At 51.1% G+C, this 12,482-nt stretch carries 11 protein-coding genes and 1 riboswitch; of the genes, 9 read left to right on the plus strand and 2 right to left on the minus strand.

The window, feature by feature from the left end; genetic code table 11:
- Positions 1 to 78 precede the first annotated feature (78 nt).
- Positions 79 to 258 (minus strand): YoaH family protein, encoded by a 180-nt coding sequence (locus ACM5QY_RS19520; protein ID WP_104922641.1) that lies wholly within the window; start codon positions 256 to 258, stop codon positions 79 to 81.
- A gap of 160 nt (positions 259 to 418) precedes the next feature.
- On the opposite strand from ACM5QY_RS19520, the gene pabB reads away from it, so the two are divergent.
- The 4 genes from pabB (at position 419) to ACM5QY_RS19540 (ending at position 5,974) form a co-directional block, all read left to right on the plus strand.
- Positions 419 to 1,792: an aminodeoxychorismate synthase component 1 gene (gene pabB, locus ACM5QY_RS19525; protein WP_416122305.1), complete on the plus strand. Its 1,374-nt coding sequence runs from the start codon at positions 419 to 421 to the stop codon at positions 1,790 to 1,792.
- On the plus strand, positions 1,789 to 2,391 hold the full coding sequence (locus tag ACM5QY_RS19530) for a CoA pyrophosphatase (RefSeq protein ID WP_416122306.1): 603 nt from the start codon (positions 1,789 to 1,791) through the stop codon (positions 2,389 to 2,391). The genes pabB and ACM5QY_RS19530 overlap by 4 nt, the downstream gene beginning before the upstream one ends.
- Before the next feature lie 167 nt (positions 2,392 to 2,558).
- The gene (locus ACM5QY_RS19535; RefSeq protein WP_104922644.1) at positions 2,559 to 3,923 is read left to right on the plus strand and encodes an L-serine ammonia-lyase; all 1,365 of its coding nucleotides are present in this window, start codon (positions 2,559 to 2,561) and stop codon (positions 3,921 to 3,923) included.
- Positions 3,924 to 4,381: 458 nt separating this feature from the next.
- Complete coding sequence (locus ACM5QY_RS19540) at positions 4,382 to 5,974, plus strand: EAL domain-containing protein (protein WP_416122307.1); 1,593 nt, start codon at positions 4,382 to 4,384, stop codon at positions 5,972 to 5,974.
- A gap of 70 nt (positions 5,975 to 6,044) precedes the next feature.
- On the opposite strand, the gene ACM5QY_RS19545 is transcribed toward ACM5QY_RS19540, so the two are convergent.
- The gene (locus ACM5QY_RS19545; RefSeq protein ID WP_416122308.1) at positions 6,045 to 7,604 is read right to left on the minus strand and encodes a TerC family protein; all 1,560 of its coding nucleotides are present in this window, start codon (positions 7,602 to 7,604) and stop codon (positions 6,045 to 6,047) included.
- A 593-nt stretch (positions 7,605 to 8,197) separates the two neighbouring features.
- Between ACM5QY_RS19545 and manX the strand changes: the two genes are divergently transcribed.
- The 5 genes from manX to mntP all read left to right on the plus strand — a co-directional run bounded on the left by manX (position 8,198) and on the right by mntP (position 12,463).
- Positions 8,198 to 9,160 (plus strand): PTS mannose transporter subunit IIAB, encoded by a 963-nt coding sequence (gene manX / locus ACM5QY_RS19550; RefSeq protein ID WP_416122309.1) that lies wholly within the window; start codon positions 8,198 to 8,200, stop codon positions 9,158 to 9,160.
- Between the two features lie 90 nt (positions 9,161 to 9,250).
- Positions 9,251 to 10,048: a PTS mannose/fructose/sorbose transporter subunit IIC gene (locus ACM5QY_RS19555; RefSeq protein WP_104922648.1), complete on the plus strand. Its 798-nt coding sequence runs from the start codon at positions 9,251 to 9,253 to the stop codon at positions 10,046 to 10,048.
- A gap of 11 nt (positions 10,049 to 10,059) precedes the next feature.
- Complete coding sequence (locus tag ACM5QY_RS19560; protein WP_104922649.1) at positions 10,060 to 10,902, plus strand: PTS mannose transporter subunit IID; 843 nt, start codon at positions 10,060 to 10,062, stop codon at positions 10,900 to 10,902.
- Between the two features lie 107 nt (positions 10,903 to 11,009).
- Complete coding sequence (locus tag ACM5QY_RS19565; protein WP_416122310.1) at positions 11,010 to 11,468, plus strand: DUF986 family protein; 459 nt, start codon at positions 11,010 to 11,012, stop codon at positions 11,466 to 11,468.
- Between the two features lie 219 nt (positions 11,469 to 11,687).
- Positions 11,688 to 11,881, plus strand: a riboswitch (yybP-ykoY riboswitch).
- A gap of 9 nt (positions 11,882 to 11,890) precedes the next feature.
- Positions 11,891 to 12,463 (plus strand): manganese efflux pump MntP, encoded by a 573-nt coding sequence (mntP, locus tag ACM5QY_RS19570; RefSeq protein ID WP_416122311.1) that lies wholly within the window; start codon positions 11,891 to 11,893, stop codon positions 12,461 to 12,463.
- The last annotated feature ends 19 nt before the right edge of the window (positions 12,464 to 12,482 follow it).

Consider the following 12,482-nt stretch of genomic DNA (forward strand, 5'->3'; position numbering starts at 1 on the left):
GAAAAATCTCAAAAAAAACCGGACTCCGCAAAGGGTCCGGTTTTTTTATGCCTGACAAGGTCTTATCAGGGCAGATATCTATTCGTCTTCGTCATCAAAGATAACGGTCACGCGATCGCCTTTGTGCGTTTCACGGATTTCTGCTGCTACGGTTGCAATGGCTTCGCCACTGCTCATCCCGTTTTCCATTAACTGGCGGATACGATCGGCGGCCTGTTCTTGTTCGGAATGTGATAATGAAGGCATACCTGTCAGCATGGGAGATTCCTGTTGTACGTTAAACCGGCCCGCAGGCTGCGGGGTTGCACAGTATACGCCTTATTGATGCAAATCGCCTGCGCTGCTTTCAGGCAGCAGAATCTATGTTAGGATCGACCCCATACTCCGTTTTATTGCGCCCGAGAAGCTCATACCTGCCATGCAATCCATTCGCTGCGTGAATTTTCATTCTTTGCCTTATCATCCTGATGCGCTGTCTGAGCAATTTTCTGCGCTCTCAGCGTTGCCGTGGGCCATGCTTTTGCATTCCGGTGCTGCGCAGCATCAGCACAATCGTTTTGATATTCTGGTCGCGGATCCGCTGATCACGCTGACGACGCGCGGTGATATCACGCAGGTTGAACAAGGTGGAGAAATAGTATCCCGGAGAGACGATCCCTTTGGCCTGCTGCAAGAATACCTGTCAGCATCCGGTTTGCAGGCGGAAAGCTCGCCTGATTTCCCGTTTTTGGGCGGCGCGCTGGGGCTGTTTGGCTATGATTTAGGGCGGCGCATTGAGACATTACCTGACACCGCAAAACAAGATATTACCCTGCCGGATATGGCGGTTGGCATTTATGACTGGGCGCTGATTGCCGATCATCATCTGCAACGTCTGACGCTGGTTTGCCACTCTGATATTGCTGACCGCCTGCACTGGCTGGAGCAGCACCAGGCCGCCACCGTGCAGCCATTCAGCCTGAAAGCACCGTGGCAATCCAACATGACCCGCAAAGAATACGGTGAAAAATTCCGGCAGATTCAGGAATATATTCAAAGCGGCGATTGCTATCAGATTAATCTCGCACAGCGGTTTTCGACGCAATATTCAGGCGACGAATGGCAGGCATTTTTACGGCTGAACAAAGCAAATCGTGCGCCCTTCTCGGCATTTCTGCGTTTACCCGAAAACACGGTGATCAGCCTGTCGCCTGAGCGTTTCATCTGGCTAAAAGATAAACAAATCCAGACGCGGCCAATTAAAGGCACACTACCGCGCAATGACGATCCTGCCGAAGATGCACGTCAGGCTGAACGGCTGGCGGCATCGGAAAAGGACCGTGCCGAAAATCTGATGATTGTCGATTTATTGCGAAATGACATTGGCCGCGTCGCCACGCCGGGCAGCGTGCGCGTTCCCGAACTATTCAAAGTCGAGCCGTTCCCTGCGGTTCATCATCTGGTCAGCACGATAACTGCCGAATTACCGGACGATTGCCACGCCAGCGCGTTGCTGCGCGCCTGTTTCCCCGGCGGTTCAATAACAGGCGCGCCGAAAGTCCGCGCGATGGAAATCATCGAAGAACTTGAACCCCAACGGCGTAACGGCTATTGCGGCAGCATTGCGTACATCAGTTGCTGTGGCACGATGGACAGCAACATCACCATCCGCACGTTGCTGACGGCTGACGGGAAAATTTACTGCTGGGCAGGCGGCGGGATTGTAGCTGACAGTCAGGAACAGGCCGAATATCAGGAAACCTTTGATAAAATTGCCCGCATACTGCCACAGTTAGGAGACGTTCAGCCGTGACTTTGCTGGAACAACGCGCACCCTTGCAGACTTTTTCACCCGCCGTTGAAGATTTCATCCTGCGCTTTCAGTTGCAGCAACCGCGTATGCCCGCGCCTGCATTGCGCGGAACCCGTCATGCCGCCGTTTTGATTCCGATTATCTGCCGGAAAGAACCGACAATTCTGCTGACACGGCGTTCCGATCAATTACGCAAACATCCCGGTCAGGTCGCTTTTCCCGGCGGTGCGGCTGATGCAACTGACGCCTCAATCATTGCCACCGCGCTGCGCGAAGCACAGGAAGAAGTCGCTATCGAGCCGGAACAGGTTCACGTTTTAGGCACGCTTTCACCGCAGGACAGCAGCAGCGGTTTTCAGGTGACGCCGGTTGTCGGGTTGTTGCCCGTTGATGTGTCATTCCATCCGGCGGAGGATGAAGTTGCCGAGCTGTTTGAAATGCCGTTGCAGGAAGCGTTTGACCTTGCCCGTTATCATCCTCTGGATATTCATCGCAGAGGCACACATCACCGGGTGTATTTATCCTGGTATCAGCAGCAATTTGTCTGGGGACTCACGGCGGCGATCATTCGTCAGCTTGCCCGGCAGGTTGAAGTCTGACCTCGCAGATTACATTCCGATCACAGTTTTGCATCAAATAAGTTTATTTCATGCGAAAAATGAAACTTTTGCCCCGCAGGCCTTTTAAACTATAGAGTGAGCCACCAGTTCAGTTGTGGCTGTCAGGGTCCCGTTCCCTGCCGTAATTCATTACAGGAGTATTCGACGTGATTAGCGTTTTCGACATGTTCAAGGTCGGGATTGGCCCTTCCAGTTCCCATACTTTGGGCCCGATGAAAGCCGGGAAACAGTTCGCTGATGACCTGCTCGAAAAGGGCATGATGCCTGCCGTTACGCGTGTCGCCGTGGACGTTTTTGGTTCTCTGTCTCTGACAGGCAAGGGCCACCACACAGATATCGCCATTATTTTAGGTCTGGCGGGTAACCAGCCAGATACCGTCGACATCGACGGCATTCCCCATTTTATTCGCGACGTTGAGCAGCGTCAGCGTTTACCGCTGGGTGAAACTCAGCATGAAGTCGATTTTCCCCGTGACACCGGCATGGTATTTCGCGGCGAGAATTTGCCGCGTCATGAAAATGCCATGCAAATTCATGCATTTGCTGGCGATAAAATGATTTACAGCAAAACCTACTACTCGGTCGGTGGGGGGTTTATTGTCGATGACGAGCATTTCGGTCAGCCGGTGCTGGATGAAGTGACGGTGCCTTACAGCTTTAATTCCGCCAGCGAAATGCTGGCAAAGTGCAAGGAAACCGGCCTTTCGTTATCCGGCCTGATGATGAAGAATGAGCTGGCGCAGCACAGCAAACAGGACATTGAACAGTATTTCGAGAAGATCTGGCACACCATGCAGGCCTGTATTGACCGGGGTCTGAACACCGAAGGCGTTCTGCCTGGCCCGCTGCGCGTTCCGCGTCGCGCGTCTGCCCTGCGCAGAATGTTAGTGTCAAACGATCAACTCTCAAAAGATCCGATGAATGTGATCGACTGGGTGAACATGTTTGCGCTGGCGGTAAACGAAGAAAATGCCGCCGGAGGACGTGTCGTAACCGCGCCGACCAATGGCGCCTGCGGGATTGTTCCGGCAGTGCTGGCCTACTATGACAAATATATACAGTCCGTCAGCCCGGATATCTACCTGCGTTATTTCCTGACCTCCGGCGCGATTGGCATTCTCTACAAAATGAATGCGTCAATTTCTGGCGCCGAAGTCGGTTGTCAGGGCGAAGTCGGTGTGGCCTGTTCCATGGCGGCAGCGGGTCTGACAGAACTGCTGGGCGGCAGCCCGGAACAGGTGTGTGTCGCAGCTGAAATCGGCATGGAACACAATCTCGGTTTAACCTGTGACCCGGTTGCCGGACAGGTTCAGGTTCCGTGCATCGAACGTAATGCGATTGCCTCGGTGAAAGCCATCAATGCCGCACGCATGGCCTTACGCCGGACCAGTGAACCTCGTGTTTCGCTGGATAAAGTGATCGAGACTATGTATGAAACAGGCAAAGATATGAACGCGAAGTACCGCGAAACGTCCCGTGGCGGTTTAGCCATTAAGGTACAGTGCGACTGATCCATTTCGGGATTTTTCGTGTTTCTGTGGCGGGCGGGTTGACCCCTTTTTTGCCCGTTTGCCGCAGGAAATACCCCTCGGGTGGGAGCAGGTAGTAATAAAACCTTCGTTAACAACAACCTGTTGTATTATCAATACATAATGGTCCCAACACTTGCATTATACCCTGCAGGTACGGCATGCTGATTTCCGCCTGATTTTCCCGTTCAGAGAACCTCTCTAACACCCCGAAAATACATGCCGGTGATGTGCGGGAAAAAACATGCGTGACAACGTCACCAAGACGGATTTTCTTTGTTTTTTACAGTGAATAATAGGGAGTTTTCTACAACTCAGGCAGAGCGCACGGGGATTTGCAGCTACTATCAATAATAACAAAACGGCTGTTACGCATCGGTAAACCTTTAAAAAAAATAATTTTGAGCCTGCACTTTACACGGGATACAAGGATTAGAACGATGCTGTTCTCCCAGACCGGACTTGCGAGGTATCGTTACTATCGCATTGCGCTCGCTTGCGCAATGGGGCTATGTACGTTGCTTCTGACGCTGGGCATTCGTATTTACGAACAAGCTCAGGTTATTGCCGAAGATCAACAACGCGTGGCTATTCACACCGTTGAAAAATTGGAGAAATTACTCGACCCTGCCTCGCCAGCCGGAAGAGCGATTCCTATCGACCAGACACTTACCTGCAACGCACTGCAACCGGTGATGCAACAAGCGGTCGCCCGTATGCAAACGTTGCGCTCCATCAGCCTGGTCAGTAACGGCACCATCATCTGTTCAAGCCTGATTGGTGCTTTGGATGTTAATTTCAATAAAACACTGCCTTCTCTGGCACAGGGGAAAACGCAGCTTGATTTGCACGCGTCCAAATGGAGCCGGGTGGATGCCCCGACGCTGGTACTCTGGCAACCGACAACACCGGATAATCTCAACGGTGAGCTGTTTGTTTATAACATTGGTATTTTGTCGAACTTCCTCCTTGAGCCACAACCGCCCTACGCCACCCACATCGTGTTAAACGTTGGAAATAAAAACCTCGAATACGGCAGTGATACCATTGTGGAGACCCGTCACCTTCCGCAACCTGTGCTGCTGAGCGTCAGCTCTGATAAGTACGATTTTTCCGTTTCACTCTATGGCGACGAAGCCAGCGATTTAGCCTGGAATGAGCTATTTTCTCACCTCCCGCTCTCTTTGTTGATCAGCCTGCTCACCGCCACCGCCGTTTATCTGCTTTCCGGCAGCCGGATCAGTCTGGCCTACCCGATCAGCCATGGTATTTCACACCGCGAATTTAAGGTGTATTGCCAGCCGATCATTAACAGTACCGATGGCCGCTGTATCGGCGTGGAAACGCTGATGCGCTGGAAAAACCGACGTCAGGAATGGGTTTCGCCCGATGTCTTTATTCCGCTTGCCGAGCAGCATGGGTTAATCATTTCGCTCACGCGATATCTGATTCAGACCGTTGCCAATAATCTGGAAGTGTTCCCTGCTACGCCAGGGTTTTACGTCAGTATTAATGTTGCGGCGCAGCACTTCAATAACATGGAAATTGTGGATGACATCCGCAAGCTGTGGCTTCCGGCCCAGCCTTCGGTTTCCCTGATGCTGGAACTGACCGAACGAACCCGTTTGCAGGAGCTACGCGCTGCTGAAATCTCACAACTGAAAGAAATGGGCATTCTGCTGGCGATTGACGATTTCGGTACCGGTCACAGCTCGCTGAGTTATCTTAAAACGCTGAACCCTGACGTGCTCAAAATTGATCAGGCTTTCACCGCGTCGATTGGTACGGACGCGATCAACGCAACGGTCACCGACACTATTATTACGCTGGCGCAACGCCTGAATCTGAAGCTTATTGCTGAAGGCGTGGAAACGCGTGAGCAGGTAGATTATTTGCGGGAGCGCAAAGTCGATTCCCTACAGGGTTACTATTTTGCCCGCCCGATGCCGATTGAAGTATTCCCTATCTGGCTTGAGCGCTACAACAAATCGACCCAAATCATAACGTTGCCGGAAGAAACCAAACCGGTATGATGTGCTGTGGCTAAATTCAACCCATAAAAAACGGCGACCGCAGTCGCCGTTTTCACGCAAGCAGAACCGGTTACTGTCCCTGCTCCCACCCATCTTCTGATTTGATACGGCTAATGCGCACACGCTCGATGCGATATTCCGATACGTCCAGAATCTCAAACCGCAGCGAAGCCATTTCGATCACTTCACCTGTCACCGGCATCTGCCCGGACTTCGACAGCAAAAAGCCTGCAAGCGAAGCGAAATCATCATCAGGGCTGACCAGCGTATTCACATCGAGGACTTGCTGTAACAGGTGCAAATCCGTGCCACCTTTGGCAATCCACGACTCACCGTCAGCAATAACGTCCGGTGTTTCATCTTCGTCGGGGAACTCACCTGCAATGGCTTCAAGTACATCCAGTGGCGTCACCAGCCCCTGAATCACACCAAATTCGTTACTCACCACCACCAGACGGCCTTTCGCTTTACGCAACACGGCAAGCAGATTGATGACGTCCATGGTTTCAGGCACCACAATCGGCGGCGTTTTTTCCGCAAATGCCACAATGTTTTCACCATTTTCCAGCGCAACCAGCAGGTCCTTCGCACGAACGACCCCGATTACGTCATCCAGAGAATGGCGGCAGATAGGGAACAAACTGTGCGGCGTATCCAGCAACTGGCTGCGAATTTCGGCCGGTGACTTTTCACAGTCAACCCAGGAAATTTCGGTTCGCGGCGTCATTACACTGCGCAGGGTTCGCGAGGCCAGCGTCAGCACGCCGGTGATCATATGCCGTTCTTCTTCCGCAAACGTCTCACCCGCCGGTAACACATCACCCGCTGGTTCATCTTCATTCTGATTCTGGCGTTTCCCGCCCATCAGACGCTGAATTGCTTCGGCGGTACGTTCACGCATCGGTCGGTTCGACTGACTTTTCAGGAAGTTGCGGCGCGCAATCTGGTTAAACAGCTCAATCAGAATCGAGAAACCAATCGCGGCGTACAGATAGCCTTTAGGAATATGGAAGCCAAATCCTTCTGCAATCAGGCTCAGGCCGATCATCAGCAGGAAGCTCAGACACAGCACAACAACCGTCGGATGATTATTGACGAAGCGCGTCAGTGATTTAGACGCCAGCAACATCACGCCCATGGCAATCACAACGGCCGTCATCATGACAGCCAGGTTGTTCACCATGCCAACTGCCGTAATCACCGCATCGAGCGAGAACACCGCATCAAGCACGACAATTTGCGCGACCACTGACCAGAAACTGGCATAGCCCCGGTTCTGCGTTCCCTGTTCGTCATGCCCTTCCAGCCGCTCGTGCAACTCGGTCGTGGCTTTAAAGAGCAGGAACAGGCCACCGACCAGCAGGATCAGGTCACGTCCGGAGAAACTGAACTGCGCAATACTGAACAGCGGCGTGGTCAGTTTAACCATCCACGAGATCAGTGACAGCAGGCCTAAACGCATAATCAGCGCCAGCGACAGGCCGATGATACGGGCTTTATCGCGCTGTTTAGGCGGCAGTTTATCGGCAAGAATGGCAATAAATACAAGGTTGTCGATACCCAGAACAATTTCCAGGACAACAAGCGTCAACAAACCGACCCATATTGAAGGGTCCATCAGAAATTCCATGTCAGACTCCGCAATGAGTTAAAGAAAAAAGACGCAAAGAAACGCAATTCGCTGAGCTGTCAGTGGCCCGGCAAACATTTTTGACTGCAAAATTAACAGATGAAAGCGGTTTCAGTGCGGCAAAAGTCAGGCCCATTGGGGCGGATATGCCGGTGATCATGAGGTGAAAAAGCGAAGAATAGTGACGTCGGTGACAGTCCATAGGGAGGGCTGAGGCCCGGTACTCCTGTTCAATTATTGGGAAAATTACTCTATCAGGAATGATTATATGAAGAAAGTATGATTTTTTACCTTCAGCATCATCCTGTAACAACTATGCTGTTTTATTGCCCACGTGAAAGCGTATTCACATTACGTCGTTGAATAACGGACAGTCGTCACAAAAATTATTTTTTCGCACACTAAAATAAATCACGTCGCAGAACCTGTTGAGGTTCTGCAGTTTTACTGTTTAGCCGTCTTATCAGAAGTTAAGGAAAGATCAGTTACGCAGGGAGTGCCCTGTCCGTCTCAGGAATAAAAACGGACGGACATCATCAGCACCATTACTTATGTGCATAACTCTTTCCAAGAGTTAACAGAGGAGGTAGCGAGTGAGTATTGCTATTATCATCGGTACGCACGGGTCAGCAGCCGAGCAGTTGCTGAAAACAGCGGAAATGATTTTAGGCGAACAGGATAATGTCGCCTTCATTGATTTCGTTCCCGGCGAAAACGCCGAAACCCTGATCGAAAAGTACACGGCAAAGTTGGGGGGTTTAGACACCCGCAGCGGCGTTCTTTTCCTGGTCGATACATGGGGTGGCAGCCCGTTCAACGCCGCCAGCCGCATTGTTGTCGATAAAGAAAATTACGAAGTTGTCACCGGTGTAAACATCCCGATGCTGGCAGAGACTTTCATGGCACGTGATGATAACCCCTCTTTTGCAGAGTTGGTTGCCATTGCAGTAGAAACTGGCCGGCTCGGTGTGAAAGCACTGAAAGCGCCAGAGACTGCGCCTCAGGCCCCTGCTGCCGCCCCTGCGCCAAAAGCAGCCGCCCCGGCGAAACCTGCCGGTCCGAACGACCATATGAAAATCGGCCTTGCCCGTATCGATGACCGTTTGATCCATGGCCAGGTAGCGACCCGCTGGACCAAAGAAACCAACGTGACCCGCATTATTGTTGTCAGCGATGAAGTCGCTGCCGATACCGTGCGTAAAACGCTGCTGACTCAGGTTGCTCCTCCTGGTGTTACCGCACACGTTGTCGACGTCGCGAAAGCCATTCGCGTCTGGGACAACCCGAAATATGCCAACGACCGCGTCATGCTGTTGTTCACCAACCCAACTGACGTACTGCGTCTGGTTGAGGGTGGCGTGAAAATCACGACCGTAAACATCGGCGGTATGGCTTTCCGTCAGGGCAAAACTCAGGTGAATAACGCCGTGTCCGTCGACGAAAAAGATATCGAAGCGTTCAAGAAATTGAATGAAAAAGGTATCGAACTTGAAGTGCGTAAAGTCTCTACAGACTCACGCCTCAAGATGATGGATCTCATTAATAAGATGAATTAATAGCCACATCGTATTTTGCAGATTCCCTCAACGTTATCTGCCTGATGTGCCTGTTTACACTCAGCGTCCTTTGGTCATAGGAGAAGTGCAATGGAGATCACCACACTACAAATTGTGCTGATATTTATTGTTGCATGTATTGCAGGGATGGGTTCGATCCTGGATGAATTCCAGTTTCACCGTCCGTTAGTTGCTTGTACCTTAATCGGTTTTGTTCTGGGTGATGTTAAAACCGGGATCATCATCGGCGGTACTTTGGAAATGATCGCTCTGGGTTGGATGAACATCGGTGCCGCAGTTGCACCCGATGCCGCTCTGGCTTCTATTATTTCCACCATTCTGGTTATCGCAGGCGGGCAGTCTGTTGGTGCAGGTATCGCACTGGCAATCCCACTGGCTGCGGCCGGCCAGGTATTAACCATCATCGTTCGTACTATCACCGTTGCCTTCCAGCACGCTGCCGATAAGGCTGCTGAAAAAGGGAACCTGAGCGCGATTAGCTGGATCCACGTTTCGGCGCTGGTTCTGCAGGCCATGCGTATCGCAATCCCTGCTGTCATCGTTGCGGTTTCTGTGGGTACTGCCATCGTTCATGATTTGCTGGCATCCATCCCTGAAGTGGTCACCAACGGTCTGAACATCGCCGGCGGTATGATCGTCGTTGTCGGTTACGCCATGGTCATCAACATGATGCGCGCTGGCTACCTGATGCCGTTCTTCTACCTTGGTTTCGTTACTGCTGCATTCACCAACTTCAACCTGGTTGCCTTGGGTGTGATTGGTGTGGTGATGGCGATTCTTTACATCCAGTTGAGCCCGAAATACAACAAATCTGCGCAAGCGGCAGCTGCACCGGGTGTTAACGATCTCGACAACGAATTGGATTAAGGGTGAAGGACATGGTTGATCAAACTGAAGTTAAAAAACTCACGGCCGGCGATATTCGCGGTGTGTTTCTGCGCTCCAACCTTTTCCAGGGGTCATGGAACTTCGAACGTATGCAGGCGTTAGGCTTCTGCTTCTGTATGGTGCCTGCAATTCGTCGTCTCTATCCTGAAAATAACGACGATCGCAAAGCGGCCATCAAACGCCACCTGGAATTCTTCAACACCCATCCTTACGTTGCAGCGCCTGTTTTGGGTGTAACGCTGGCGATGGAAGAACAGCGTGCTAACGGCGCACCTATCGACGACGCGGCCATCAACGGCCTGAAAGTCGGTCTGATGGGCCCGCTGGCCGGTGTGGGCGACCCAATCTTCTGGGGTACTGTTCGTCCGGTATTTGCGGCACTTGGCGCAGGTATCGCGATGACTGGCAGCCTGTTGGGCCCACTGCTGTTCTTCGTTCTGTTTAACCTTGTACGCCTGCTGACCCGTTACTACGGCGTGTCTTATGGCTACAAAAAAGGTGTCGATATCGTCAGCGATATGGGCGGCGGCTTCCTGCAAAAACTGACTGAAGGGGCGTCTATTCTCGGCCTCTTTGTCATGGGGGCTCTGGTTAACAAGTGGACGCACGTTAACATTCCGCTGGTGGTCTCCAAAATCACCGACCAGACGGGCCATACCACGGTCACCACGGTACAGACGATTCTGGACCAGTTGATGCCAGGCCTGGTGCCACTACTGCTGACCTTCGGCTGTATGTGGCTGCTGCGTAAGAAAGTGAATGCCTTGTGGATTATCGTTGGCTTCTTCGCCATCGGTATCTTCGGTTACTGGATTGGCCTGTTAGGTCTCTGATAACCTTAAAAACCGGGGAGCAATCCCCCGGTTTTTTTATCGCTGTATTTTGCGAGTTTCTGTGTTTTTATCTTGTTTTGCCTGATGGCTGTTAGCTGGAGTTTTTCATGTCTGTTACCGATATTGTTCTCGCTCTGTTTACCCTTCTGTTGCTTGCTTACGCCATCTACGACGAATTCATCATGGACACCCAAAAAGGTAAAACGCAGTTACGGGTGAACCTGAGGCGTCGCAACAGACTGGATTCCATTATTTTCATTGGCCTGCTGGCAATTCTTCTGTACAACAATATCCATTCAAACGGCACGGCGATAACGAATTATCTGTTAATTGGTTTAGGCCTGATTGCCTTCTATTTGTCGTTTATTCGCTGGCCAAAAATGCTGTTCAAACCTCAGGGTTTTTATTTTGCCAATACGTTCATTACCTATGACAGGATCCGGAGCATGAACCTTTCCGAAGATGGTGTCCTGGTATTTGAGTTAGAACAAAAAAAATTATTAATTCGCGTAAACAAACTGGATGATCTGGAAAGAGTCTATGAAATAATGGTTAATAATCAATAATTTGAATTTACACCCCTGTATATCAATTATAGCCCTCTGCATATTTACGACAACATCACTTAACCTTATCAATAACAATGTTGTTTAATCCCCTACCAACACCGTTGTTATTTCAGCCGGTTTTTAGAATTATTTACCTTTTGTCGAGGTAATTCTCGATTTCATTTGAAACCCTTATTTTATTTGTTGTTGTCCCGAATAAAAACAGTGTGGTAAGGTTGCGTCGTCATTTGGGGAGTAGCCGGTTTTTGAATCAGTTTTAATAACGCGCATTCAAAAACGCCCGTATCAACATACTCGTTTTATATTCTGAAACGTGGTGCGGGTATCCGTAAGGTTGGCGAGACCATAGACACGTATCACCATCGAGAGGTTGGGGGGTGGGTTACGTGCATATGGAATACCCGGCCGGGGCTCTTCTCGTGAACTTATCCGCTACGCTCATTCTTGCTTTTGGCATGTCCATGGACGCTTTCGCCGTATCCATTGGCAAAGGAGCAGCCCTTCACCGCCCGCGCTTTCGCGAAGCCTTTCGCACAGGTCTTATTTTCGGTGTCATCGAAGCTATCACTCCGCTTATCGGCTGGTGTCTGGGGCTGTTTACCACCCGATACATCATGGAATGGGATCACTGGGTCGCCTTTATTCTGCTGTTTATTCTCGGCGCGCGGATGATTGTTCAGGGTCTGAAAGAAAAACCTGAAGAAGACCGTATTCCGGCCAGTCGCCACAGTTTCTGGATCCTCGCCGCGACGGCCGTAGGAACCAGCCTGGACGCTTTAGCCATCGGGGTGGGCCTGGCGTTTCTGGAAGTGAACATCATCCATACCGCGTTGTTTATCGGAATGGCGACGATGATTATGTCTACACTGGGTATCATGCTGGGGCGGTTTATCGGCCCGTTGCTGGGGAAATGGGCCGAAGTGCTGGGAGGCGTGGTGCTGATCGGGATTGGCCTGAGTATCCTGCTGGAGCATCTGGGCTACTTAGGCTGATTTAGCAAAAAACGAATCT

This window comes from Rahnella sp. PCH160 (assembly GCF_047784855.1).
In the GTDB taxonomy this organism is placed as follows: Bacteria; Pseudomonadota; Gammaproteobacteria; order Enterobacterales; family Enterobacteriaceae; genus Rahnella.

Excerpts from the sequence above, each read along its gene's own strand:
- ACM5QY_RS19520 (WP_104922641.1), bottom strand. The coding sequence starts at position 258 with ATGCTGACAGGTATGCCTTCATTATCACATTCCGAACAAGAACAGGCC.
- pabB (WP_416122305.1), top strand. The coding sequence starts at position 419 with ATGCAATCCATTCGCTGCGTGAATTTTCATTCTTTGCCTTATCATCCT.
- ACM5QY_RS19540 (WP_416122307.1), top strand. The coding sequence starts at position 4,382 with ATGCTGTTCTCCCAGACCGGACTTGCGAGGTATCGTTACTATCGCATT.
- ACM5QY_RS19545 (WP_416122308.1), bottom strand. The coding sequence starts at position 7,604 with ATGGAATTTCTGATGGACCCTTCAATATGGGTCGGTTTGTTGACGCTT.
- ACM5QY_RS19555 (WP_104922648.1), top strand. The coding sequence starts at position 9,251 with ATGGAGATCACCACACTACAAATTGTGCTGATATTTATTGTTGCATGT.
- ACM5QY_RS19560 (WP_104922649.1), top strand. The coding sequence starts at position 10,060 with ATGGTTGATCAAACTGAAGTTAAAAAACTCACGGCCGGCGATATTCGC.
- ACM5QY_RS19565 (WP_416122310.1), top strand. The coding sequence starts at position 11,010 with ATGTCTGTTACCGATATTGTTCTCGCTCTGTTTACCCTTCTGTTGCTT.